The 26,501-nt window shown below is 57.0% G+C and carries 14 protein-coding genes and 1 tRNA gene; 11 read left to right on the top strand and 4 right to left on the bottom strand.

Annotated features, from left to right (window positions below):
• Positions 1-263: 263 nt before the first annotated feature.
• The 7 genes from TX82_RS07505 to TX82_RS07475 all read left to right on the top strand — a co-directional run bounded on the left by TX82_RS07505 (position 264) and on the right by TX82_RS07475 (position 20,534).
• Complete coding sequence (locus TX82_RS07505) at positions 264-1,775, top strand: chymotrypsin family serine protease (protein WP_005008886.1); 1,512 nt, start codon at positions 264-266, stop codon at positions 1,773-1,775.
• A gap of 113 nt (positions 1,776-1,888) precedes the next feature.
• A complete protein-coding gene (locus TX82_RS07500) occupies positions 1,889-4,255 on the top strand; it encodes a trypsin-like serine protease (protein WP_005008884.1) in 2,367 nt (788 codons plus the stop codon).
• Between the two features lie 68 nt (positions 4,256-4,323).
• Positions 4,324-7,785, top strand: coding sequence for a DUF6603 domain-containing protein (locus TX82_RS07495; RefSeq protein ID WP_005008881.1), 3,462 nt, complete (start codon positions 4,324-4,326; stop codon positions 7,783-7,785).
• A complete protein-coding gene (locus TX82_RS07490; RefSeq protein ID WP_005008878.1) occupies positions 7,782-11,237 on the top strand; it encodes a hypothetical protein in 3,456 nt (1,151 codons plus the stop codon). The genes TX82_RS07495 and TX82_RS07490 overlap by 4 nt, the downstream gene beginning before the upstream one ends.
• Positions 11,238-11,262: 25 nt before the next feature.
• Complete coding sequence (locus TX82_RS07485; protein ID WP_005008876.1) at positions 11,263-17,058, top strand: hypothetical protein; 5,796 nt, start codon at positions 11,263-11,265, stop codon at positions 17,056-17,058.
• Complete coding sequence (locus TX82_RS07480; RefSeq protein ID WP_222822981.1) at positions 17,051-18,925, top strand: hypothetical protein; 1,875 nt, start codon at positions 17,051-17,053, stop codon at positions 18,923-18,925. The genes TX82_RS07485 and TX82_RS07480 overlap by 8 nt, the downstream gene beginning before the upstream one ends.
• A gap of 397 nt (positions 18,926-19,322) precedes the next feature.
• Positions 19,323-20,534, top strand: coding sequence for a potassium/proton antiporter (locus tag TX82_RS07475; RefSeq protein WP_005008874.1), 1,212 nt, complete (start codon positions 19,323-19,325; stop codon positions 20,532-20,534).
• A 100-nt stretch (positions 20,535-20,634) separates the two neighbouring features.
• On the opposite strand, the gene TX82_RS07470 is transcribed toward TX82_RS07475, so the two are convergent.
• A tRNA-Leu gene (locus tag TX82_RS07470) sits at positions 20,635-20,720 on the bottom strand.
• A gap of 364 nt (positions 20,721-21,084) precedes the next feature.
• Here TX82_RS07470 and TX82_RS07465 point away from each other — a divergent pair.
• From TX82_RS07465 to TX82_RS15185, 3 genes are all read left to right on the top strand, one after another.
• Entirely contained in the window at positions 21,085-21,693 is a 609-nt protein-coding gene (locus TX82_RS07465; protein WP_005008873.1) for a NifU family protein, read from the top strand.
• 105 nt (positions 21,694-21,798) lie between these two features.
• Positions 21,799-22,371 carry a hypothetical protein gene (locus TX82_RS07460; RefSeq protein ID WP_005008871.1) on the top strand — a complete coding sequence of 191 codons (573 nt, stop codon included), beginning with the start codon at positions 21,799-21,801 and terminating at the stop codon, positions 22,369-22,371.
• A complete protein-coding gene (locus TX82_RS15185; protein ID WP_052338221.1) occupies positions 22,368-22,637 on the top strand; it encodes a hypothetical protein in 270 nt (89 codons plus the stop codon). The genes TX82_RS07460 and TX82_RS15185 overlap by 4 nt, the downstream gene beginning before the upstream one ends.
• Positions 22,638-22,647: 10 nt before the next feature.
• Here the strand turns inward: TX82_RS15185 and TX82_RS07455 are convergent, their stop codons facing one another.
• Entirely contained in the window at positions 22,648-23,208 is a 561-nt protein-coding gene (locus TX82_RS07455; RefSeq protein ID WP_005008866.1) for a leucine-rich repeat domain-containing protein, read from the bottom strand.
• Positions 23,209-23,459: 251 nt separating this feature from the next.
• Here TX82_RS07455 and nuoB point away from each other — a divergent pair, with 251 nt between their 5' ends.
• A complete protein-coding gene (gene nuoB / locus TX82_RS07450; protein WP_005008865.1) occupies positions 23,460-23,993 on the top strand; it encodes an NADH-quinone oxidoreductase subunit NuoB in 534 nt (177 codons plus the stop codon).
• Positions 23,994-24,052: 59 nt separating this feature from the next.
• On the opposite strand, the gene TX82_RS07445 is transcribed toward nuoB, so the two are convergent.
• Entirely contained in the window at positions 24,053-25,333 is a 1,281-nt protein-coding gene (locus TX82_RS07445) for a hypothetical protein (protein ID WP_144079122.1), read from the bottom strand.
• 9 nt (positions 25,334-25,342) lie between these two features.
• Positions 25,343-26,501, bottom strand: a 1,159-nt coding sequence (locus tag TX82_RS07440; RefSeq protein ID WP_052338220.1) for an ethylbenzene dehydrogenase-related protein, incomplete at its 5' end; no start/stop codon positions are given.

Below are 26,501 nucleotides of genomic sequence, written 5' to 3'. Positions count from 1 at the left end.
ACATCGGTATCCGCAACCTTTGACCATAAGACGGACTTATTCCAAATTTATATAAATTTTCAACTCAGCTTATTTCAATTGGAAATTCCACCTCGTCTTCATTCAGTTTTTTAATTCGATCCGAATTTAATTGACAAATTAGTTCGACTCGCCAATATTATGGCCGTCCTTCCCCGCCTGGTCGGATACAAGCAAGTTCATTTATCCAGATCGGGTTTGCCAGGAACATTTTAAAAAGGATTCGTTTTTCAGGGAGTCGCTGGATGCCCTCACGGAAAGACCTGGGTGAAGTCAAAAACCGGTGCAAGGAAGAGATTCTGCGCCTGCCCGGTGTGCACGGCATCGCAATCGGTTTTAAAATGAAGGGCAATGCCCTTCTCCCCACCCTCTGCATCCAGGTTTACGTCCGCCACAAAAGACCCAATGCAGAAATCCCGCGGGAGGAACAGATTCCTGCCGAAATCGACGGCGTGCCGACGGACGTCATTGCTTCCGGTCCGGTCGAGACGTTGCTGGATGACGAAGACTGTCCAAACATCAATCAGGACACCAACTCTTACCGTCCATTACGGGGAGGGGTGCAGATCCAGGCCCGCGGTGGAGGAAAGGGCACCCTGGCCTGCGTGGTGCGAACGCGCGAAACCCCGCCGCGCGACGTCATGCTCACCAACGAACACGTGTTGTACAGCGGTACTGCCACCGGCCCCAGTTGCAGTGGGTGCACCGCAGGGAGTGCCGTCGGCCAGCCCACCTGGTCCAGTTCCAACAAGCTCGGCAATATATTGAAAGGCAAAACCAGCGCGCTGGTGGATGGAGCCATCTCTTCACTCGATCCGGGAACCCAATGGCAGGCGGAGATCGAAGACATCGGCGTGATCGCAGGAACGGAACACGTCACCTGGGAAATCCTGGAGGACCGGGTGATGAATGGAGCCGGCCTGTATCCGGTAAAAAAACGCGGCGCCAAAACCAGGCTGTCCGAAGGCGTGATTACTGCCGTCAACTTTGAAGGCACGTCCACCGATGTCTGGGGAACTCACCGGCAACGGTTTGAACAACAGATCATGATTTTTCCCGTCGGGTATGAAACCGGCAACGTGTGTTTTTCCGCCCGTGGTGATTCCGGCTCAGCGGTGGTCAACGAGGACAACAAGATCGTGGGGCTTCTTTTTGGAAGCAACGGAATCACCAACACCTCCACCAGCGTGGAGTATCGCGCCGGAGTGGCCTGCCCCATCACCAACGTATTGAACGAATTGCAGGTGGACCTGGTGTTCGGCCAACCCGCCGGACACATCTTCACCGTTCCCGAACCCGTGTCCGAGTCCGTCGCGCTGGCTTCGGAAGCCGTTCCTTCCCCGGCCCCCGCCTCCATGACGGAGGAAGAACATGTTCTCCTTCGCGAACGCGTGCAGAACGACATCGCACAAATCGAAGGCGGCCGGGCTTACCTGTCCCTGTTTAAAATCCATGAAAACGAAGTGCGCGTGCTGGTCAACACAAACAAAAAAGTCGCCGCTCTGTGGAGAAAACACGGCGGTCCCGTTCTCCTGCACCACTTGATCCGGGCTGCGCAGTTTCCGGGCAGAAGCCTGCCGCAGGCCATCGGCAAACAAAGCTGGAGGGAGAGCGTCCATAAAATATCAGAAACGTTTCAGAAACACGGGAGCGAGCGGCTGCGTCAGGACATCGACCGCGCGCGGGATCTGTTCGCGTCTCTCGGTGGACGCACGTATCCACAAATACTGGAACGCTTGGAAACGGTATTGGCATGAAACCCGGTAAAAACCCGAACCGGGCATGGCTATTTAGTGAAAGGTCCCGCCGGCTGGCTTGACCGGCGGACCCGGCTTTTAAAGTTCATCTTCTCAAATTTCAGAGTTCGTTCATGCGTGACGAAGAGTATTTTGCCATCAAGGAAAGAGCCGCCCGGCGGTTCATGAAAATCCCGCATGTCACGGCCGTGGGAATCGGCAGTAAGGAAAAAGACGGCAAACCCACCGGCGAAATCGTCATTAAGGTATACGTTTCCAAAAAGAAACCGGCGCGCGAAGTGCCTGCCGACGAGTTGATCCCGCCGGAGTTCGAAGGCCTGCCCACCGATGTGGTGGAGATGGGCGAGTTGAAACCGGACGCACCGATCCCCGGCGTCCCCGATCCTGGCTCCACCTCCACTCTCACCGACAGTAGCCGCGAACGTCCTCTCAAGGGGGGCATCCAGATCAGCACGGAATCCAAGGGCGGCGCTTATGGAACGCTCGGGTGTTTCCTCGTCGATAAAAACGATAGTACGGCTGTCTATGCTCTGACCAACCACCACGTGATCGCGAAGGATGGAAAAATGTCGCTCTCGCGGCGCGTGGAACAACCCAACAGCAACACTTTTACAACCGCCGACTCCATCGGCCTCGTCGCGGGCGGCGGCGACGACTCCACCCGCGATGCCGCCATCGTCCGCCTCGCGCCGCAGATGCAGTGGCTGGCGGAGATCAAAGGCATTGGCGTGGTGAAAGGGATGCACACCATCACCGTAGCCGAGGCAGGCACGGGCACGTATCAGGTCAAAAAACGAGGCGCGCGCACCCAACTGACCGGAGGCACCATTTCCTCCATCATGACCAGCGTCGGCGGCGTGTCCAACGGCATCATCATCACCGCCAACCCCGATCCCGCGAATCCCGGCACGTTGATGTTTTTCAGCGCACCGGGAGATTCCGGGTCGGTGTACCTGAACAACAATGACGAAGTGGTCGGTCTTCACTTCTCGGGCTGGCACAGCGCACCTCTGTCTTCCAATTACGGAAAGAGCGGCGGCATGCCCATCGCCGACGTACTGCGCCGGTTTCGCGAAGTCGAGCGCATCGACCTCGAGGTCGCCACCGCGGCCAGCCTGAACTCCACGCAAACCGTGGCCTATCCCGCCGGGGCGCCCAACATGGCCGGCGCGGACATCGAAACGGACTCCGATCACGGGTATTACCGCCCACTCACCGGCGGCAGTCAGATCCTCGCCGCACCCATGCTGGGTCACATGAACACCACCACGCTCGGTTGCATGGTCAAGGTAACCACGGAGCCGGACGCCGCATACGCGTTGACCTGCTACCGGGGCGTCTCCGCAAACGGCACCATTCCGCCCACAGCGGAAACCAAGATCGGCCAGCCGGACAACGAGGAAAGTTGCAGTGGCTGTTGCACCAACACCTTCGGCAAATTTTCCAAGGGAAGCGCTAATGCCGACCGCAACGCGGCGATCGTGAAGATGGACGACGGCATGAAATGGCTGGCGGAGGTGCTCCAAATTGGATACATCAAGGGCATCCACACGGTGACCCCCGCCGAGGTTTCCAGCGGCACTTACCAGGTGCGGAAACGCGGCGCGCAATCGCGGTTGACGGGCGGCGTGATCACCGCCGTGGGCGGCGTGCACGGCACGCTCCCCGCCGGGGTGAACGCCAACGCCATGCTGATCCGGCCCAATCCCAACCCCTCCCGTCCGGGAGATGACATTTCCTTTTCCCATTTCGGCGACCGGGGTGCGGTGGTGGTCAACGAAGATGACAAGGTGGTCGGCCTGCTTTATGACGAGATTGAAATTCCCTCCGGCTCATCGGGACGCATTCTGTACGGGGTGGCCACGCCCATTCAAATCGTGATCGATCAATTCAATAGCGTGGACTCAGTGCAGATCACCGTGGCAACCGCCACGCAGGTGGACGACGTGCAAACCGCGTCCAACTCTTCCATGGTGGCGGTGGCGGACAATGCCGGTTCGACGGTGTTCCGTCCCCAGCCGCAGGCGTCTCCCGTTATTTTTCTTCCCACGCGGGAAGCCGCACCCGTCGGTGTCGGCGCGTACGCGCGGCTCAAACAGGATCTGTCGCTTTCCGGAACGGGGCGCATGATCGCCGCCGTCTGGAAAAAACATCAGGAGGAAATCAGCCATCTCATCGAAACCAACCGCAGAGTGGCCACCGTGTGGCACCGGTCCGGCGGTCCGGCCATCCTGCAGGCATTGGTCCGTGTTTTCTACACGCCCTCGGCGAGGGTGCCGCAACAGATCAATGGCGAACCGCTTTCGGATTGCATCGATCGATCCAATTCGATTTTTAACAAGTACGGAAGCGAGTCCCTGCGCAGGGACCTGACTTTATTGAAACAGGCTCTGCCGGATATCGCCGGAATGACCTACAGGGAAATTTTGAAATTGTTTGAAGAAAACGCAGGCGTGCCGGAGTTGGTAAAGCAGGCATGAATCCGTGCACGCAAACTCATAACCGGCCTTCCGGCCTCACGCCATCGGCAACCACTTAGGGAACCATCATGCCCAACCAGCCAGGCACTCTGGAACAGATCGGTCTCGAGCTCGCCAATGTGATGTCCGGCCTGCTTAGACGGTTGAGCAACGACGAACTGCTGGAAACGCTCGCCCAGTTCGGCATTGTGTTCCCTCCTTCCCTGCTGGAACAAACCGCCGTCATGCAAACGCGCGACGACCTGCTGTCGGCCGCGGGCGGCCTGCCCGATACAGTGGAAAAACTCCTCACGGCGGCGGAAGCCGAGGATGTCGAAAAAATCGTCGAGCACGGGGTGACGCTGTTGACGGATTCGATCGACCTCATCCGCTCGTTTTCCGATCTGGTCACCGCGATCGACGCCATCCGCAGTGCCTACCCTGAAATATCCAACGACCAGTTCAACGATTTCTCTTCCGATTTTCCAAGAAGACTGCTCGACCTGTTGATCGTCGATCAGCTTGACGGCATCCCCGCCATCGGCGGCACGCTCACGTTTTTCGGTTTGATCGACCGCGCCAACCCTTATGCGGGCATCGACCCCAGCCTGCTTGAGTACGAAACCGTCACCATCCGTTACGACAGGATCGGCTCCCTGCTCAGCAATCCGGAAGAGCATTTTAAAACCCTGTACGGCTGGGGCGAGCCGGATTTCGACGGCTCCAAACTGTTGCCCGCGCTTCACGATCTGCTGGTGCGCATCGGCCTGCCCGCGCATTACCACCCGGCGACGGACGACACCCCGCCGCTTCTCGAAGCGTACACAGTGGACGTGTTTCCCGACGAAACCCTGACGCCTCCGGGGCTGGGTTTCAATGTGCTCGTGCCTTTCGGCGGCTCCATCGACCAGACCGTTCCACTTCCCCACCCCGCTTGGGCTGTGCAGTTCAAGGCAAACGGAAAATTCGCGGCGGACTTCACCGGTACCTGGTCACCCCCGGTCCAGTTCACCCTGGACGCGAACGGGTTGACCTTCGAAGGCGGCGCGGAAATCAACCTGATCGGCGGCGGAACTCGGCCTATTGTCCTGCTCGGCAAGGCGGAAGCCAGCCGCATGGAAGTGGGCACCATCCGCTTCGGCGGCGGTTTCAACTTCACCTGGGATTCCACCACCGGAAAAGCCAACACCGAACCGTTCGTTCAGGGAGCGCTGGAAGAAGGGCGCATCCTGGTTGACGTTTCGGAAGGCGACGGCTTCATCACTCAAATCCTTTCGGGCATCAAGATCGATTCCAATTTCGACGTGGGGTTTTTATGGAGTCTGACCGGCGGCATCCAGTTCCAGGGAAGCTCCACCATCGAGATCATGCTTCCGGCGCACGTGGATCTCGGTCCCCTGACAATTCAGGAAATCTATCTTGTCGGTGGACTCGATGACGCCACCATTCCCATCGAACTGTCCGCCTCGCTTTCGGTCAACCTCGGTCCCCTCGCCGCCAGCGTGACACGCATGGGACTGCTCACCACCATCGACCTGAAGGGGAGCGGCGGCAACGCGGGCCCCGCCGACATCGACTTCGCCTTCAAACCGCCCAACGGCGTGGGGCTTTCCGTCGATGCGGGAGTGGTGAAAGGCGGCGGGTACTTGTACTTCGATTTTGACCGCGAGGAATACGCAGGCGCGCTGGAGCTGGTGTTCAGCGAATGGATCGCGCTCAAAGCGATCGGCCTCATCACCACCCGCATGCCCGACGGCTCCAAGGGGTTCTCCCTGCTCATCATCATTACCGTCGAGTTCGGTTCCGGTTTCCAGCTTGGCTTCGGATTCACGCTGAACGGGGTGGGCGGCATTCTCGGCCTGAACCGCATCGTGCAGGTCGATCCGTTAAAAGAAGGCGTGCGCACCGGTTCGATAGAAAGCGTCATGTTCCCGGAAGACGTGGTGGCCAATGCGCCGCGCATTATCAGCGACCTGCGGAAATTCTTTCCGCCCCAGCAGGACATCTTCCTCGTCGGCCCGATGGCCAAGCTGGGATGGGGTACGCCCACCCTCGTCAGCGCGCAGTTGGGCGTTATCCTGGAATTTCCCAGCGTCAACATCACCATCCTGGGCGTTATCAAGGTCGTCCTGCCGGATGAAGACGCCGATGTCCTGCGCCTGCAGGTGAACTTCATGGGAAGGATCGAGCCTTCCAACAAGCTGTTGTGGTTCTACGCAGAGTTGTACGACTCGCGCGTGCTGTTCATCACGTTGGAAGGCGGGTTCGGCTTGCTGGTCAACTGGGGAGACAACGCCAACTTCGTAGTCAGTGTCGGCGGTTTTCATCCAAGGTACAATCCGCCTCCCCTGCCATTTCCCGAACCGCCGCGCATCGCCGTCAACATCCTGAACGAATCCTACGCCAAAGTCCGCATCGAAGCTTATTTTGCAGTGACCTCCAACTCGGTTCAGTTCGGCGCCAAGGCGGAGTTGTACTTTGGTGTCAGCGCGTTCAACATAGACGGCCACCTGGCTTTCGACGCATTGTTCCAGTTCGATCCTTTTTTCTTCAGCTTCGGCCTCAGCGTCAGCCTGTCGGTGAAGGTATTCGGCATCGGGCTGTTCAGCGTCGGGTTCAGCGGATTGCTCGAAGGCCCGACTCCGTGGTTCATCAAGGGCAAAGGCAAGATCAGCCTGCTGTTCTTCAAGATTTCCGTTCCGTTCGAACACACCTGGGGGCAGGAACAGAACACCTCGCTCGATCCCATCGAGGTGTTCCCGCTGTTGGAAGCGGAGTTCAACGCCCTCACCAACTGGGTTGCGGAGGTTCCACAACACAGCAATCTGCTGGTCTCGCTCCGCAAGCTGGGCGATGCAGACACCGATCAACTCGTACTCCATCCGGTGGGATCGTTGCGCATCAGTCAGCGCAAGGTGCCGGTGAATTTCAAGCTGGACAAGGTCGGCAACCAGCGTCCGTCGGATGTGAATCGGCTGAAGGTGGACGCCAGCCTGCCCGGTGGAGGAAGCCTGTCCGTCTCCACGCTGGAAGAAAAATTCGCCATCGGCCAGTTCAAGGACCTGGAAGGTTCTGCGCAAATGTCGAGCCCCGGCTTCGAACCGCTGGACAGCGGCGTGGAGATCGGCATCGCCGGCGAACAGATGAAAACCAGCCGCGGCGTGCGGCGGGTGATTCGTTACGAGACGATCATCATTGACAATAATTTCAAGCGCCACGTCAAATCCTTTTTCAATTTCTTCGTCGCCGGTTACTCGGTACTCAACGGTTTTCTGTTCAATCATTTCCTGAAAGGCAACGCCGCCGGGAAGTCGGCCCTTTCCAAGCAACAGAAGAAACGCATTCAGCCCTTCGATGAGGTGATCCAGATCGTTCCCAATCAGTATTCGGTGGCGTTCAACATGAACAACAAACCGCTGGGTGCGGAGGCGGTGACCTTTACCAGCCAGGCCAAGGCAATGGAATACATGGAAGAACAGATTCAACAGGACGGCTCTTTGTCCAAGCAACTGCACGTGATCCCGAACTCTGAACTCAATTTAGCCGCATGAGCGAACAAACCAATTACACGTTTCTGCCCTGGCTCCGGCAGGGCATCGCCAACCAGATCAGCGGTCATTCCGGCCTGCGGGCGACCATCGCCATCGACCTCAACCTGAGCGGCGACAAGGTGGACGGCGGCACGGAGACGCGTCCGCCGATTCAGAAGGACATCGAGATTTACGGACCCGGAGATGTCATCGGCATCGATCCGCAGGCGATCATCAAGCATGAACCGCGCAACTGGATCACTAACTTCGAGCCGAATTACCTTCCTTATATAGAGTTTTACGACGAGGATTTTCCGTGGCGCTACTCGCCGATGTCCCCGGCGGGACCGGGCAACCACCGCCTGCAACCGTGGATCGCACTGGTGGTGTTGAAGGAAGAGGAATTCAAGGACGGGAAAAACATCAAGGACCGCCCTCTGCCGTACATCACTCTGGATGGGGCTTCCCTGCCACCTTCCGATCAGTTGTGGGCGTGGGCGCACGTTCATGTGAACAAGAGCATCGTCGGGACCGATATCGTCTCGAACAATGCCGCCAACATCGAATCCAAAATGGGCGCCCTGCTTCGCAACGATCCGGACATGGCTTACTCGCGCATCCTGTGTCCGCGCAAGCTGGAAGAAAACGTAGCCTACCACGCGTTTCTCATTCCAGCGTTTGAAACCGGGCGTCTGGCAGGCCTGGGCCGCGACCCGGCGGACGCACCCAGTCACGATGCACCGGCGTGGTCGGATGCCGTCACGCCGCCGGAGTTGCCCTACTACTTCCGCTGGTATTTCCGTAGCGGCACGGTGGGCGACTTTGAATACCTCGTTCGCCTGCTCAAACCGAAACCGGTGGACAGCCGCGTTGGTTTGCGCGACATGGATGTGCAAAATCCCGGAGCCAACATTCAGGGAATCCTCGATGCTCCCAGCGCTCCCGACAACCACAAACTGAACGGCATTCTGAAGCTGAGCGGCGCGCTGAAAATCCCTGATATCTCTTACACCCCCGAAGAGTTCTCAATCATCCAGAAATACCGCGGCTGGGCGGCACTGGCGCAACCGTATCCGCACCCGTTTCAAAACGACCTCGCCTCCTTCATCAACCTGACCGACAGCTACGAACAGAAACCGGCGCAGCAGGCCAACAGCGAGTCGAATATCGAGGAAGTGCAGGAAGCGGCGGACCCGCAGACGGAATACGACATCAAGCAAAATCCCGATCCGTTGATCACCGCGCCTCTTTACGGACGCTGGCATTCGTTGACGCAACGACTGCTCAAAGAACGCGACGGCACGAACGCCACTCCCAACGACAACTGGGTGCACGACCTCAACCTGGATCCGCGCTGGCGTGTTGCGGCGGGGTTCGGGACCAAGGTGGTTCAGGAGAACCAGGAAAATTACATGAAAGCCGCATGGGACCAGGTCGGCGAGGTTCTGGAATCCAACAAGCGCATCCGGGAAGCGCAGTTGGCGGAGAAGACGGGATGGGTCTGGTACACGGCGAACATCAAACCATTGAATGAAAGTTTTTTTTCAAAGTGGCTGGTGCTCTCCGCCCCTCTGCACCGGCGTGTACTCAACCAGGGCGTGACGGTCTATCACCAGATACTGCAAAGCAAGGTGCCCAGCGCCATCCTTTCGCCGGTGGTGCGGAAACGGCTCAGTCCACGCGGCCGGTTGGTGAAACGGCTTCCCTTCAACACCACCGTCACGCCGGACAATCTCATCCCCCGTATCAATGAAGGAGAAGTGAGCACCGCACCGCCGCGCGTGACGCCCGACGCAAACACATTGGACGATCTGGTTGAAGATCTGAAACCGCAGGGAGTGCCGGGTTTTGTGCTCAACCTGGTGAAACAATATCCGTGGCTCAAATGGATTCTGCTTCTGATCGCGCTTTTGATCATCGTGCTATTGCTTTTGTTCAGCCCAAGTACGGGCATTCTGTCGGCAGGCCTGGCGTTGGCGGCAGGCCTGGTCTTTCTCTACTTCCAGTTTAATGGAATAGGAAAACGGATCGAACAGGCCGAGTCGGTTTTGGAAGAAAACCAGACACCCGAAGCCGTGGACGCCATGCCGCACAGCCCAGACTTCCGCATCTCCGAGCCGGGAGAAAACTTCACTCCCACCATCGGCGGAACGGTGGACAGTGAAGAAGCCAAACGGTTCAAACAGGCGCTGAGGGATACCCACACGATCATCCAGGTGTCTCGCGAAAAGGGCATCCAGCCGCCCAAACCGGCCTTGGACATCGCCACCGTCCGTAATGTGCTTTTCGACAAACTGGACCCCAAAATCACCGTTCCCAACTGGGTGTGGGGCAGTGTGCTGATTCCGGGGCGCATCAAGGATCAATTGGACGGCGACTTCGTCGAGGCAATGGCTTACCCTGAATTCGACCTGCCCATGTACAAACCTCTGGCGGAGTATTCCGCGGAATTGTTTCTGCCCAACATCAATTTCATTTCCGAAAACAGCATTTCCCTTCTGGAAACCAACCAGAAATTCATCGAGTCCTACATGGTGGGATTGAACCACGAGTTCGCACGCGAATTGTTGTGGCGGGAATACCCGACCGACCAGCGCGGGAGCTACTTCCGCCAGTTCTGGGAACCGCAGAGTTTTCACGATACGGAAGAGTTGAGCGCCGAAGATTTGAAGGAAAAACTCAAGGACATCCCTCCCATCCACAAGTGGCTCAAACATTCCGATTTGGGTGACCACGACCACCGCGAAGTTCCCGGTGAAAGCGGGGAGGAAGTGGTTCTGGTGATTCGCGGCGAGTTGCTGAAACGCTATCCCAATGCGGTCATCTACGCCCACCGAGCCGTGTGGCGGGACGACACGGAAGACGGCAACCCCATTCTCGACCTGGACAGCGGCCAGACCATCGACCTCACCAAGGAGCGCGACCTCCGCCCGCTCACACCGGAAGAAGAAGCGAATCCGCCGCGCACCCTCATCAAAACTCCGCTCTACGAAGCCAAAGTGGATCCCGACATTTACTTCTTCGGATTCGATCTGACCGCCTGCGAAGCCCTGGGAGGACCGGGCCAGGAAGACGCGCCGATGAATGAAAAGTGCGTGCAGGAAGGCATCGCGTGGAACGATCCGGGCTGGTTCTTCGTCATCAAGGAACGGCCGGGTGAAATCGCGCTCGGCCTCGACGTTCCCCAGGAAGATGACAGTGTGGACGACGTCAAGGTGTGGAACGATTTGAGCTGGAATCACGTCACCCCGCCCGTTACCGGAGGCGGGTTTTTGCAGATCAATAACGCGACCCAGACCATCGAACTCAAACCGTTGAATCTTCCAAGCGAAGTGGAAAAGGAAACGCAAAAGCAAGAAGACGAAAACATTCACTGGAATAAGGACATGAGTTCCGCCGACCTGGCCTACGTTCTGTACCAGGTTCCCGTGCTGGTGGCGGTGCATGCCTCCGAGATGCTTCCAAAAACCTAACGACAGACTGACTGTTTAAAACCTTATGGCCGAATTTCAAAAAACGCAACAGGACCTGACCGGTATCCGCAAAACCCGGGATTCGAAACAGAAGGATGTGTTTCACACCCGGGAGAAACTGAAAAAGCTTGAGCAGGAAAAACAGGACGTGCTCCGCACAGCCGGCACCAACAGCAATGCTTACCAGTCTCTCCTTGGCCGGGAAGAAGAACTGAATCAAGTTCTCTCGTCTCACGAATCCAGCCTGGCAGGACTTCTCACCCAGGAAAAAGAATTCTGGAAAAATTTTGAGCCGTTCACCGATCCGCGTTCGCAGTTGAAAAACCTGTCGGATGAATACCCTGTTTTGTTGTTTCCGGTTCGACTGGAGGTGCGGTTCAAAAATATTCAGTCTGCCTCGGAGGGAACCCAGCACCAGTTGTGGGTGCGCATTTTTCCCGACGAATGCTCGATCGATACGTTCGACGATACGTTGAGCGAAACGGAATTGAATAAGGCCCAAAGTTACTGGATCAACCTCTGGATGGCCGGCACTGCGGGCAATGACGCCGTTCAACCGTTTGTCATGGATAAGAAACGAGGCGCCTGGCGGGAATTGATGGGCGTCTTCAATGCGGGCCGGGCTTATTGGATAAAAGAAAACTATCTCCCCGTAAATGCCGCCGATATTCCGCAACGCAACAGCGATGGGGAACGGATTCTGATTATCTCCACCGAAGACCTGCCGGACGAAACCACCCGGGCCGCGCTTCAGAATTACTGGTCGGCTGTCTTTCTTGCCAATGGCGACGCAACTCAAGTCGCGGATGCGCTGACCACCCTCGCCACCACTTTAGCCATCACGGAGGAGGCTGCCCTGCAACTCACACCCACCTACCGTCCGCAAAATCTGGAACCGGGGTTGAATCCTGAAAATCCCATGCCGGACGTGCAGGTGGCTTTTCTGGTGTTTCCCAAACAAGAAGAAACCGATTCCAAAATCAACGCCTGGTCACGGGCGGCACAGGTGACAACCCTCCCGGAACGATTCGTCCTGATGGGGTATCAAAAAGGTGTGGAAGAACCGGTCGTGCAGGAATTGGGGGGACTGGTGCGGGATCCTCTCATCGTCGGTCCCGACCCCAGCCTGGATCTTAACGAAGTGTTGAAGGCTGTTTATGGTGAGGATTTCGATACCCTGACCGAAGATGAAAAGGCTGAAAAATACATCGAGTATTTGTCCACGCAATCGGAAACCAAGTGGCTGTTCGATTTCGAAGAAGCGCTTCTTGCGGGCATGGGTTTCAAGATAGATATTTCCAAAGAGGTTCACGATCAGGGTTTCGAAAGACTGTTCGTTCTTGGCGTCAAGATCAGTGCGGATGAAACTGAAGGCAAAACCCTGCTGGAGACTTTGATTCATAATCACCACTATGGCGACAGCGGTTTTTCACTCGTGCCGCAGGGCACACCGACCAACAACACCGGCGAAGGAAAATCCGGCTACACGGAAACGGAAGATGCCGATGCGGCGTACCGGCGTTATTTTTTCGAAACGCCGCCGGAGGACCCGCAGGATGAAACCGTCAAGCATGACGGACGCTGGCTGGCGGAATTTTTAGGGATCGATGCAGGAACCTCCACCCTCTCTCTCGCCGAGGGGTATTATGGAAAAGATCAAAGCGAAGCGCGAGCCATGAACACGGCGCTGTGGAACGCGACCCTCGGTTATTTCATGGAAAGCATGCTCACCCCGGTCTTCAATGACAACCAGCGTAACCTGGCGCGCTGGTTTTTAATAAACCACGTGAGCGGACGCGGACGCCTTCCCGCGATCCGTATAGGCGACCAGCCTTACGGCATCCTGCCCATCAGCAACATTCCCCAGATTGCATGGGCAACGCATGATGGGGCGGTGGCGGCTCATTCCCACTTCGCCTGGAACCATCTTGCTCCCTTGAACCCAATCAAAAATGTCCTCTTTAAAATTCGTGAGGATTGGGAGTCGCTGTTGAACGAAGTGGCCTATATTGGGAAGGAAGGCGGTGATTCAGACGCGCATGAGATTTTATTGAAAGTGCTGGGCCTCCACGCCACATCCGTTGAATTCGATCAACGCTATGCGGAAAGTTTCGAGCATCTGTTCAACCGGCTGAAGCTGGAGGGATTGGGCGGGTTGATTGAAGCGGTGGCCATCAAGGCCGGGTACAAACCGGTGGGGATGGGCCTGCTCACCTCTTTGGGATACGTCCACGATCAGAAACTCGATCCCACCATCCCCATCCTGGAAAAGTATTTTCTGACCAAGGAACTTGACGTCCACAAACCGTTGATCGACGACCGCGAGTTATCCGAAGTCGAGCCCATCCGCGCCTATACCGATTCCGGCCAGAATTACATCGAGTGGTTGATCGAAAACGCCCTCAACAATCACAAAAATATCCGACAGCAGAAGGGGTTCACCGACAACAAAAAACCGTTTGCCCTGCTTTACGATATGTTGCGGCATGCAGTGAACCTGGCTTTCGGCAACACCGGCTTGAACCTTTACAAGAATGCCGAGATCATAACCGACGCGCAACTGAGCGCCGCGAAAGTGGATTCGAACTTCATCGGCATTCAAGCCCAACCGCAAACTCTCGAAAGCAAGTGGGACCCCCTTTACCGAAGCGATGACCGCATTGCGGCTGACGGTGTCATGCTGGTGGATCACATTTCCAACCTGCTCAAAACCCATGTCATCAATTCGCAAACCGAGCACCTGCATGAAACCATCTCGGCTCTGGAATTGTTGAAGGACACGCCCACCGCCCGGCTGGAACGAGCCTTTGTCGAACATCTGGATGCCTGTACCTATCGCCTGGATGCATGGCTGTTGGGACTGGTCAACGCCCAGCTTCATGCCATGAGGTTTGGCGCCTCGGGCTCGTCGGATGATTCTCCAAAACAGGGGGTTCTCATCGGGGCCTACGGCTGGCTGGAAAACCTGAAGCCGGACAACAAAGCCCTCGCCCCGGCGCAACTGTCCAACGAGATGAAAGCCATCTTCGATCCTGCGGGCGACAAAGATCCGCGGACCGACAACACCAACGCGGGTTATGTGCATGCGCCTTCGATCAACCATGGCATCACCGCCGCGGTGCTGAGAAACGCCTATCTGTCCAACGCGTCCCAGGAAAACGCGGAACCTTTCAAGGTCAACCTCTCATCCGAACGCGTGCGGCTGGCGCTGAGCATTGTTGAAGGTCTCCAGCAGGGGCAAAGCCTGGCGGCCCTGCTGGGCTATCAACTGGAGCGGGGCCTGCACGACAACAACGAGCTGGAACTGGACGTCTATATTTATGAACTGAGAAAAATGTTTCCGCTCGTTTCCAACAAAATGATCCCCACACAGATCAAAAAGGACAAAACGGGAGACACACCGGAAGAACTTCAACGCATCCAGGAAGAGGAGCAGGAATTCGAACAGGACAAAGCCGTCACCAAAATCGAAGCGCGCAATGTGGTGAACGGACTTGCGCTTTTGGATCATGTCAGCCAGCCGGGTAAAGAGTCGTACCCGTTCGGCTTTCCAATCGGAGATGGCGTCGGCAAAATGAAATCCGCTCCGGGGCCGGTGGCCGCGGCCATCAATGCCGAAATCGAACGCCTGAAGAACATTCGTGACGCGGTGGCCGATCTCGCCATGGCGGAAAGCGTGCACCAGGTGGTGCAGGGAAATTATGACCGCGCCGCGGGCTCGCTCGATGCCTACAGTAAGGGCGGGTATCCTCAATTGCCGGACGTCATTCAAAGTCCCGGCAGTGGCACCGGCCTGACCCACCGGTTTGGAATCCACCTCCCCGCAACCGCGACAGCGGGCCCCGCCGGCACCCCACGGGCTTTGGCGGAACCCGCTGTCAACCAGTGGTTGCAAGCGGTTTTCCCGGTCGATCTGTCCAAGATCGCGTGCCGGGCGCAATACAAGCTCCCGGATTATGAAAAAACCGACGCGCACCCGACCACGACCAAAACCGTGTCCATGGCCGACCTGGGACTGCTTCCCATCGACCTGCTATACATGTTGAGTGTGGAAAGCGACAAAAGCCTGACCTCACTGGATGATCACATTCTGAAATTCCTCCACGCCACGGAAACACCCCGACCCGATGTGGAGGTGGAGATTCAATACAGTCATGTTTTTGATGCCGCTGATGACATTGTGACCTTTTTCGAACTGGCCCCACTTGTTGAAAGCCTGCGCTCGCTCGTAGTGCGTTCGCGGCCATTGCGCCCATCGGACATCGCGCTTCAAAACGAGGCGGAGAAAAAGCAGGATGCGGCCTCAAGCATCGACCGCACTCTCCTGGTGGATGCCCGGCAGGGAGTGGTCGATCTCACCGCATCCCTTCAAACCAACGTGGTGGTTGAGTTCAGCGGATTGATCGTGGACGACGATTTTGAAGCGACGCTGGGCAACGCAACGCAGATCCTTGCGAAGATCGACAGCGTGCTCGCTCATTACATCGACGTTCAGTATCAGTTGGGCCGTTATGGCATACCGCAGGCCGGGTTCGGCTTCATTTATGAGCGGAAGCGGAAACTGTACTCGGCCATCATCAAAAAGGTGCTCAATTACAAAAATGCCATGCTTGCGAAGCAGGCCGAATACGACGACCTGATCGGAATCCAGCTCCCCGCCGCGACCACCGATGAAGAACGCTTCACCTTGATGAAGAAAGCGGAAAAACTGATCAGCACTCAATCCACCGTGCCGCGCCCCTCCACGGTAGGCGATTACAAGACGATTCTGGACGGCAAAAAGACCGCTTACGATGCGAAAGCTTCCTCCTTCCAGACATTTCTTTCGGGGTCCTTTGCGAACCTTTTGGACTTCACCACTCAACTGGCTGGATTGAAAACCGGGCTGGAGGCGTTCGAATTCACCCTCCTCGACACAGACGACGAAGAACGGCAGGTCATCGTATTCGCGGAGGATGTGTACAACCAGGCGGGAAAGACCGTCACCGCCCTGACCCAAATCACGGATTCCGTGCAGTCCTTGCTGGACAAGGAAGCCGCCTCCGCCAATGCGGTGGAGAACATTAAAATTTTATCCGAAGCGGCGAAAAAGATATTTGGTGAGGATTTCAAGATCCTGCCCCGTTTCACTTTGACCGGATCGCAGGCTACGGAACTGCAAAACTGCATCGCCGCTCAAAGTCAGCTTCTCGATTACCAGACCACCGTGAAGGACAATGACTTTCCCGTGGACGAATGGCTGTACGGCGTCGCCCGCGTCCGCGAAAAAATGAGCGCATGGGAGAACACGGTTCTGCTTTCCGAGGGTTTCAATGACGGCGTATCGCTGGAATTGACGCCGTTCCAACTCCCTTACACGGAAAACGATCCCTGGCTGGCGTTGGAGTATCCGCCCGAGTACGTGATTGATAACGACAAACTTCTCTACACCGCCCACGCGCCCGGATTCGACGGCTCGCAACCGCAATGCGGCCTGCTGGTGGATGAATGGACGGAGGTCATTCCTGCCAGGCAGGAAACCACCGGGCTCACCTTTCATTATGACCGGCCTAACTCCGAGCCTCCGCAGACGCTGTTGCTCGCCACTCCCCCTTCGTTTTCGGGAGAGTGGAAATGGAACGACCTGGTGGCCACTCTGCACGAAGCTCTCAACCTGGCCAAATTGCGCGCGATCGAACCCGATCATGTGGACACCACAACGTACGCCCAGTTTTTGCCCGCAACCGTCGCGGCCGTCACCATGTTTCCAGTGACCATGGCCCTGAACTATGCGTTGCAGGCCGACATCCATCTCAACCTGAGCGATGAAGACAATGGCTGAAGAATCCGCAATCTTTTTTCCAGAAACCGCTTTAAAATACCTGCCCCTTTACCAGCCGACGATCGTCACCTGGAACCGGCTGGAAGGACGCACCCGCGCCGAGGATTTCGATCGGGCCATGAAGGCGGAAGTGCGGGATGCGCTGTGGATGATTTCCCGCCAATGGCAGATGGGAGAGTTCATCGGCGACGATGCAGGCTCGCCGGTTCTGGCCAAAGTGCATATGGCCACCACCGCGCTCAACAAGTACCAGGCAGGAGGTCTTCCCGCCTCGCCTCTGGAGAAGGATATTCCTCTGGAGGTCAAGGCGGAGCATCAGAGCATTCCTTTTCAACAAGGGGAACTGAACATTTCACTCGATCTGAGACTTCTTATGGGAAGGCAGTGGTTGAAATGGATCGCGCAGATCGACCCTGCATTGAAAGGCGATTACATCACCGAGTATCCCATCGCCCGGCCCGATCCCGCGCAGGAATCCGATGCCCGCATCTGTGCTCATATTCAGGCTTGGCAACAGGTAGCCGCAGTGGCCGGACGCCGCATGGACGGATACGCTCTCTATTCCTATTTGAAAGAAGACGCCGCGCGGCACGCATACGACAACATTCCCGGCGTGACTGACGATGCACAACGAACCGCCATCGACGGCATCGCCGCCAAGTTCATCGCCTGGTACGAACGTCTGTATTACCAACCGCACAAAAAGGAAAACCCTTCCTGGAAACCGGAATATTTGGAACATCAGTTCGCCTGCTCTGCGCCAAAAGACGGCGGCGAAAAAGTACTGGCGGCGGAAGAGTATTATCACGGTCACCTGGACTGGTACAATTTCGACATCGACCAACACCGCACCAGCCTGGACACAGACCCCGGCGCACCGGCACTGGAAAATCCCGAGGCCAGCATCACCCATACGTTCATTCCTACGTCGGTTTCTTTTGGCGGCATGCCGCACCCACGCTGGTGGACGTTTGAAAACTGGAAGACCGATCTCGGTTTCGTACAGCCGGACACCACGGACCTGAACAAGTTACTGCTTCTGGAATTCATCCTGGTTTACGCCAACGACTGGTTCATCGTGCCCTTCACCCTGCCTGTTGGAACCCTGGCCGACATCAAGGGGCTGATGGTCACCAACGTGTTCGGAGAAAATATTTGGGTGCAGGCCGCGGGGTCCGGCTCCGATGAAGACTGGCAGAGATGGAGCATGTACACGTTGAACGTCAAAGGTACCGAGGAGGTTCCGGCGGATCTCAGCCTGGTGGTTCTACCCGCCGCACGCAAGGTTCTGGAGAGCAAACCCGTTGAAGAAATTTTCATGCTTCGTGACGAAATCGCCAACATGGTGTGGGGCGTGGAATCGCAGGTGCCGCTCGTCACGGGGAAATCGAAGCCCGGCAAGGAAGCCGGGTATGAACTCAGGAACAAACTTCAGCAACTAATGGACCAGACTGGAGAGGTGGTACCCGAATTCACCTACCAGGCGAAAATACGGTACCAGGTCACCAATTCCGTCCCCGAACAATGGATCCCCATGATCCCTGTCCACATCGAAGGAAACAACCGGGAAATCCAACTGCAACGCGCCGCCATGCCCCGCATTCTCGAAGGCGACCCGAACGTGCCGAAGAAAATCGAACCCCGCACATCGTTGTTGCGCGAGGGGTTGGAGGAAGGTCAGCCCTACTTTTTACATGAAGAAGAAGTGCCCCGCGCCGGGATCAAGGTGAACAAATCGTATCAACGCACGCGCTGGTACAATGGAAAAGTGTACACATGGGTCGGCATCCGCAAGCAGGTGGGCAAAGGGGGCGGTAGCAGTGGCCTGGCGTTCGATCAAATCCTCCCTGCCAAAACGCAGGAGTGACTTTCCCAAAACCTTTCCGTCCTGCAAAGCAGGCCATAAACCCTGGCTCCCCGACCAGGCGCAGAACCGAAATCCTTCATTTTTGCCCTACCCTGATCTACCTCCCAAATGATATTATCTGAAAATGGAATCCCAGCCTACAGCATAGGGGCATTGGGGAGTCGCATTTAAGAGGGTTTGGCAAATGACTGTGCCCATGCGCCAGAGGTCGTCGTTTCAATCCATCCCCAAGGGTGCAGAATGAACGGTTCACTCGTTTGCAACGCCCCCAGCAAAACTTTTTAAACGGCTATGGAAGTACTTGAACCCCACCTTGCGCTTCAAAATCGAACCAAAGCAGACAATCCTCAACCAGGTAAAAAAGTAACATGCAACAACCAACTCGGGTGCCAGCTGGATGGATTTAATTTTACTGGGATTGTCGGTTTTAGTCTTTGTCAGCATCCTGCTCGAACCGGTTGCGGTCCGTACCCGGGCTCCGCTGTTACTGCTTTTCCTGATACTGGGTGCGTTGCTGGGAGAGGACGGACCAGGCGGCATTCAATTTAACGATTTCCAGATCGCCTATCACCTGGGGACAGTCACCCTGGCGATGATCCTGTTTGCAGGGGGCCTGGAAACGCCGATTGACGATGTAAAAAAAGCCGTCTGGCCTGCATCCATCCTGGCGACCATGGGTGTCGTTTTGACTGCCGCTATCGTGGGCACCGCCGCCTCTTTTCTGTTCGACGTCCCGTTGATCCATGGCCTGCTTCTTGGAGCCGTGGTGGGTTCGACGGATGCAGCCGCCACGTTCCTGCTTCTTGGTCACAACAATATCCGGTTACGGGGACGGATCCGGGAGACCATCCTGGTCGAGTCCGGTGTCAACGATCCCATGGCGGTTTTCCTCACTTTGACGCTGGTCACCATCGTTGATACAGGAACCAGCATCAACTTAAGCACGTTGCCGGAGCTGGCGGCTCAGTTTGGTCTGCAACTGGGACTTGGCGCGGTGATAGGTCTCGCAGGAGGCCAGCTGCTGGCCCGCATGGTGAATCGAGTGCCGCTTCAATCAGGGCTGTATCCACCCCTTTGTCTCGCCGGGGCTTTTGTGATCTTCGATGGAACCCGGTTGCTCGGCGGTAGCGGCTTCCTGGCCATTTACCTTACAGGACTGATGCTCGCCTGGCGGCTTAAGGGGACTCGGAAGAGAGTGGTTCACTTCCATGAAGGGCTCGCCTGGTTGAGCCAGATTGTTATGTTCATCATGCTGGGTTTGTTGATTACTCCAAGCGCCCTCGGGGCCACCCTGCTCCCCGCCCTCGCAGTGGCTATGGTTCTCATGTTCGTCGCCCGGCCGCTTGCCGTCGCGATTTGCCTGGTGCCGTTTCGCTTTCCCTGGCGGGACCACTTTTATATCGGATGGGTGGGGCTCCGCGGGGCGGTGCCCATTTTTCTCGCCATCATTCCCGTGATCAGCCCGGGACCGGTCACCGTCACCTTTTTTAATGTGGTGGTTATCATTGTGATCGCATCTTTGGTGCTGCAGGGATGGACCATCCCCTGGGTCGCCCATCTTCTAAAAGTCGAAGACAAGCAAAACACGCACACAGCCCCCGCTTCATGACTTTCGGGCAATCTGGGGGAATACTACTGTCCGCGAATGAGATTTTAATTGGGGTTCGGAAGATAGCTTGCTGAAGGATTACAGGGTTGAAAACTCAAATTGGTGCCGGGGGCGGGATTCGAACCCGCAACCCTTTTCAGGGCATGGATTTTAAGTCCACTGTGTAAACCGTTCCACCACCCCGGCGATCTCTGTCTTTGTGATTTTTTCAACCAACGGTTTGCATGCCCCTTTAGGGAAACAAGGGGTGTGGCCCGCTGACTTATTTTCGATGATGGGTCATGCATCCGGCTTTTCTCCCAGCGGGCGTCCAAATGTAGCAGTTTTTGTCCAAAAATCAAACATTCGGCTGCCCCTCCGAATCGCCCCTTCCCTTCCTGCATCTAAAGAAGAACAGGACCGCCCGGCCCGGCCCTCCTTTTCACCCGGTTCCCCCGATTTTTAAAGGGTTACGGACTGCAGGTATGATAAGGTTGGCGGGTATCTGGAACCGCCCGGCGCGTTCCCTGACACTCAACTTCCATTCACTTTACATATAGATCGACCCGACATGGCACAAACCAAGAAATTCAATGTCATCGCCACCGAACCGACGCCGAATTCCTCGGCGTTCAAATTCGTGGTGGACAGCGTGATCATCAAGGACGGCTCCCGCGCCTTCAACAACGCGGAGGAAGCGGAGTCCGATCCCTTCGCCAAGGAAATATTCGATTTCGGCATCGTGGATTTTTTATACATTAAGGACCGTTTCGTCTCCATCACCCTCCTCAGCCCGGATGAGTGGGAGGATATGTTCGATCCCTTCATCCAGACCATCGAGGAGCACCTGGTGCCTTACGAGGACGGGGGAAATGGCGAGGCGGAGAAATCCATCCTCGACGACGTGGATCTGGAGAAGTTCATGGACTACGACGACGAAACGAAACGCGAGATCATCGACGCGTTCATGGACGAAGGCGTGCGCCCGGCGCTGGCGCAGGACGGCGGCGGCATCCTGGTGAAAGACGTCGAGGGCGACGTGGTCTTCATCCAGTACCAGGGCGCGTGCGGAAGCTGTTCCAAGTCCCAGTCGAGCACGCTGTCGGCGATGCAGAACATCCTGCAACGGAGCGTCCACCCGGACCTGCGCGTGGTCGTCCGCGGTTTCGACGACCTCTGACCGGGCGGAGCCCGGAGCCAGCAGGGCAATGCCCATTCGGCGAAAGATGATCCTCCAGCCCGTTCACACAATGCCCGACTTCACAGACGGGCGGCCCTGCGTGTCATGAAAGATCCCAAACGCGTACTCGGAAAAATCCTCGGCAAGGACACCGACCTCGCTCCCTTCGAGGCGTCGGGAGAACCGATCGAACTCCTCATCGAAACCCTGCGAGAGGTTCAGAAGATGCGCCGCCTGCGCGGCTGGCTGATAGACCATGCCGGGATCGATGTGGCGCTGTCTCCCGACACATTCCAAAAACTGCTCGACCTGCCGGAAATCAATTTCTACGAGACCACCGACCGCAACCTCGACGTCGAGCGTCATTCATTGAAAGAAATCCGCCAGCCCGGAGACCCGGTCACCGTCGCCAACCTCAACACCTTCCTGCGCGAATTGTTCCGCGACCTGTCCGGCATCAACCAGTTGAAAACGACCGAGCACGCCACGCTGTTGCTGGGTCCCGCCATCTCCGGCGACCTCGTGGACCGCGTCAACGATTACATCCTGAGCCTGCGCCGCCTTCACTGGCGGGGGTGGGGTTTCTGTTCACCGGCATCCAGGCCCGCGGCATCGAAAAGCAGTTCGAGGCATTGTTCCCGGAAGCGCGCAAGGCACATCCGTTACGGCATCACTTGAAAGACGTGCAATGGGAGTTGGGGTTTTACCGCCGGTGCCTGGAGGTGAACATCCGCTGGGCGGTGACGGGTCTGGACCTGTTCGCCGTGATCCGCAACGACGAGTTGCACCAGCTGGTGGAAAACGTGGGCGAGCTGGGAAGCGGGTTGTGGAACGTGGTGTACAACGGCCTTCAGTTGAAGACGACCCTGCCGCTGGCGGGCATCCGCCTGGAAGACGGCAGGACGCTGTTCGATCCGGATGGCGTGCCTCTGCACGCGGCCTGAGGTTCGATTCTTAAAGGTGGCCGCTGGTTTTGACCTGGAAGCCTTCCTCCTTGTCGAGGAGCAACTGCTTGATGGTGGTCTTCGGCTGAATCTCACGCAGGGCGTTCTTCCCCTCTTCCTTGATCTTGTTCAGGCGCATGTCCAGCCGCAGTAAATTGGTGAACAGCGGCAGGAATTTTGCCAGGTACTTGGCACCCTCGTCGGTGATGTCATTATCGGAAAGCGTGAGGCTTTTCAGGCTCACCAGATTGTCGGAGGTGGCCAGGTACTTCACGCCTTCGTTGCCGATCTTGTTGTAAAACAGGTTGAGGGACGTCAGGTTTTTCAGGTACGGCGACCGCGCGATGGACTTCATACCCTTCGGACCGATCAGGTTCGTGCCCATCTCCAGCGTGGTCAAGCCTTCCAGAAAATCCATGTTGGCCAGGTCCTTGGCGCCGAACTCCTTCAGATAGACCGCCGTGATGTCCAGCGTCTTGCCGTCCTTGCTGAGGTCCGCCTTGATGATCTCCACCGATTCCTCGAAGCCCCGGTTCTGACCCCGGGCTTCCTTGTTCAACGACATGTCCATGGGAAATTGACCTCCTGAGATTCCATCTATGATTTCGAAGCGCGGCGGCCACCAGCCGTGCACTTGTTGAGTCCACAAAATGAAGCAGATAGGGCCACAAAACCGCAGAATCGGGATGCGCCCGAAACCGTCTAGAACGGCCCCAAAAATTCCCTGAAAAGGGGCTGTTTTATTGGTGTTCCGGGCCATTCTCTGCTATATTGTGCCCAATATTCTAACCTGAATGCATCGATTTTAGGAGTCTTTTTGTAATGGCTAATTTAAGTCAGTCTGAACTTGAGTTCAGCCTCGGCAATAACGTCATCGTGACCCAGATGACCCAGGCCGTGAACTGGGCACGCAAATACTCTTTCTTCATATATCCTTTCATTACAGCGTGTTGTGGCATGGAGTTCATGTCCGTGGCCGGTCCCCGTTACGATTTGGACCGCTTCGGCGCCGCTTTCCCGCGCTTTTCGCCGCGTCAGGCGGACCTGTTGATGGTGGTCGGCACCATCAGCCACAAGCAGGCGCCCATTCTGGTCAAGGTGTACAACCAGATGGCGGAGCCGAAATGGGTGGTCGCCTACGGCGTGTGCACGGTATCCGGCGGGTTCTACGACAACTACGCCACGGTGATGGGCATCGACACCCTCATCCCGGTGGATGTGTACATTCCCGGATGTCCGCCGCGGCCGGAGATGGTGATCGACGCGCTGATCAAACTGCAGGACAAGGTTCAGCAGGAGACCCTGTCGGACCACGTGAAGGGTCCGGCTCTGGTCACGCCGAGCGAACGCCTTTAATTCAGGGCTCCGGTTCCGGCCGGCGCCAGAAAAAATTCAAAAAACTCCCGGTGACTCTGTCATCGGGAGTTTTTATTTTTCCGGATGTTCTTCATCCATTCATTCCCCGCCTGCCGCTCCACCTCCGTCATCCCCGGCTGAGCCAGCAGGTCTTCGATGCCTTTCAGCTTTGCCTTCACAAAATTTTGAAAATCGGTATCTGCCCGTTCCGGCACGGCCAAATCGACATTACCGTCTCCTTCCACAAACCGCTGCTTGAGGTAATGAAAATAAAGCACCGACCGGTCGCGCGCATCCTTGATGTTCATGCCGTGCTTGAGATGCATTTGCGATTCTTTTTTGCGGTCGATGATGTAACCGAGCCGGGTGTTGTCGTCTTTTTCGAATTGCAGATCGAACAGGCTCATTGCCTGCTGGAATTTTTCACCGTCCACCGCCGCCTGCGGCATTTCCAGCGTACTCGCCGCGGCAATATCCAGTACCAGCGAGCGGATGCCGGTGCGCTCGCTCCAGTACGCTGCCTCCAGCGGATGCGCGCGGTAAAGACGGCTCGCCTCCTTCAACACCGGTGTCATGTCTTTCACTCCGGCGCGCAAACTCTCAAGCGCGCCTTCATCGAACTCGCCCAGAAACCACTGCACCTCGCGCGGGACGCGCAGTTTTTCTTTGATGGCGCGCTGAAAGTAGGCGTTTAAAATATCGTCCAGTTCCGGCACGAAAAACGCGCGCATGACTTCCTCGAAGTACGGGTAGTTGAGGAGCATAAACCGCGGATCGGTACGCGCGTTCAAACCATACGCTTCCAGTTCGTTGACGTGTCCGAGAAACGGTTGCGACAGGTGCAGGGCTTCGTGAACGTGCGTGGCGCGGCCGTATGCTTTTTCGTCGATCAGGATCGACGCGGGAAAAATGCGGATGGTGTCGAACGTGGCGTGGGCCAGTTGACCTTCTTTGAGGAGAGTGTCTTCGTAGGGCTGGATGATGTACTGCTTTACCGGGATCTCGCGAACTTCCGGCATCATTTCCTTCAGTCGTGCCAGCGCCCACTGCATCCGGGAGTGTGCCTTCTCCACCAGTTCGGCGGGCTGGTGACAACGCCCGCATTCGTAGTTTTCAAATCCGGGAATGAGGAAGGTGGTGGGCGCACCGGACTCGCCCAGCGGCAGTTGCATCTGGAACGGTTTCAACTGATCGACGCGGCCGGCGGGATCGGGTTTGGGCAGGTGCGAATCAATGAGAAAACCCAACTCGCCCACACCGACCGGGGGTTGTGCGAAAGAGAATGAGGCGCATCCCCACAACAGCCCGCCTGCGATCCACGCCGCCATTTTGCGCGGCACGGAGCGCAATCAACCCCCCTGCTGGGTGGCGTTTTCCTTGAGGACGTTCAACCTCTGCCACACGCTGACCACCTTGCGCCCGTTGCGGTCTTCCTTTTTGCCGTCCCAAACCGCAAAGGCGACGAGGATCGGCTCTTCTTTATTGAGGTTGGCATCCCACTTCCCGGCGGTTTCCATGTCGCGCAGGAACACCACGCTCCATTCGCCATCCTCCCAGACGCCGTAACCCAGTACATTCTGCTGGTCCTTGGGTTGCGGTGTGAGGGTGCCGAAGCCTTCGCCGTTCAGCTCTTCCACCGTGTTCTGCTGGGTGGTTCCCAGTTTGACGACGGGATTGGTCATGGTGCCCCCGAAGATGAGAGCATCCATGTCCACGCCACCGGTGGAGTACTCGGAATCCTCCGTCGCTTCCAGCGTCTCTTCGAGCCCGGCTTTCCAGTGCCAGATATTGACCGGTTTGCCACGGTTGCCCATGCCAAAAAACGGTTCGTTGTGACCGTGCGTGTGGAGGGTCACATCCCCCAGCGCCAACTGCACGGCGCCGCCATCGCGGAACACATCGCCCCGGTTCTCGACGAAACCGTCCTTGGTGGTGTCCTTCCACCGAAGGCGGATGGCCAATTGTTTGCCGTTGTTCACCGACTGGAAGCGGATCACCTCGACCGCATCACGCCGCGCGGACAGGGGCCGCAGGACAATGTTCGTGGTTTTAGCCTGTTCCCAGACCGGGCTTTCCGGATCGGTGTCCAGCTCGTATGGCACATAGAACGAATACACATCGGTTTCGAACTCGCCCTTCTCAAACTCCTTGGTGAATTTCGAGCGGATGAAATGCACCAGCGCCCAGCGGTCTTCCTCCGGCAGGTGCGCGTAGGAGTTCATCGGCGTGCCATCCAGACCGGTGGACAGGGTTCGGAACAGGTCCTCCGGTCGGCGTCCCGACTTCAGGTAATTGGGATTGGAGATGTCGTGCACAAACACGGCGTGCTTCCATGCGTCTTTCAGCGAACCCGCCAGCTTGCCGTCACCCTTGAGAGACATGCCGTGGCAGTCGTCGCACTTGTGTTCGTCGAACAATTCCTTGCCGCGTGCGATCATCCCGGCCGTCGGTTCCGGCGGTTTGGGGATGTCGATCTGCGGTCCGGGGGGTTCCTTGCGAAAGCGGTCG

This window comes from Nitrospina gracilis 3/211 (assembly GCF_000341545.2).
Taxonomy (GTDB): Bacteria; Nitrospinota; Nitrospinia; order Nitrospinales; family Nitrospinaceae; genus Nitrospina; species Nitrospina gracilis.
Note: the sequence above shows the minus strand (reverse complement) of the source record. Positions and strands in the feature narration are given on the sequence as shown.

Coding starts and splice junctions, on each gene's coding strand:
- TX82_RS07505 (WP_005008886.1), top strand. CDS start 264: ATGCCCTCACGGAAAGACCTGGGTGAAGTCAAAAACCGGTGCAAGGAA.
- TX82_RS07460 (WP_005008871.1), top strand. CDS start 21,799: ATGAAAGATCCCAAACGCGTACTCGGAAAAATCCTCGGCAAGGACACC.
- TX82_RS07490 (WP_005008878.1), top strand. CDS start 7,782: ATGAGCGAACAAACCAATTACACGTTTCTGCCCTGGCTCCGGCAGGGC.
- TX82_RS07485 (WP_005008876.1), top strand. CDS start 11,263: ATGGCCGAATTTCAAAAAACGCAACAGGACCTGACCGGTATCCGCAAA.
- TX82_RS07455 (WP_005008866.1), bottom strand. CDS start 23,208: ATGGACATGTCGTTGAACAAGGAAGCCCGGGGTCAGAACCGGGGCTTC.
- TX82_RS07500 (WP_005008884.1), top strand. CDS start 1,889: ATGCGTGACGAAGAGTATTTTGCCATCAAGGAAAGAGCCGCCCGGCGG.
- TX82_RS07475 (WP_005008874.1), top strand. CDS start 19,323: ATGGATTTAATTTTACTGGGATTGTCGGTTTTAGTCTTTGTCAGCATC.
- TX82_RS07495 (WP_005008881.1), top strand. CDS start 4,324: ATGCCCAACCAGCCAGGCACTCTGGAACAGATCGGTCTCGAGCTCGCC.
- TX82_RS07480 (WP_222822981.1), top strand. CDS start 17,051: ATGGCTGAAGAATCCGCAATCTTTTTTCCAGAAACCGCTTTAAAATAC.
- nuoB (WP_005008865.1), top strand. CDS start 23,460: ATGGCTAATTTAAGTCAGTCTGAACTTGAGTTCAGCCTCGGCAATAAC.
- TX82_RS07465 (WP_005008873.1), top strand. CDS start 21,085: ATGGCACAAACCAAGAAATTCAATGTCATCGCCACCGAACCGACGCCG.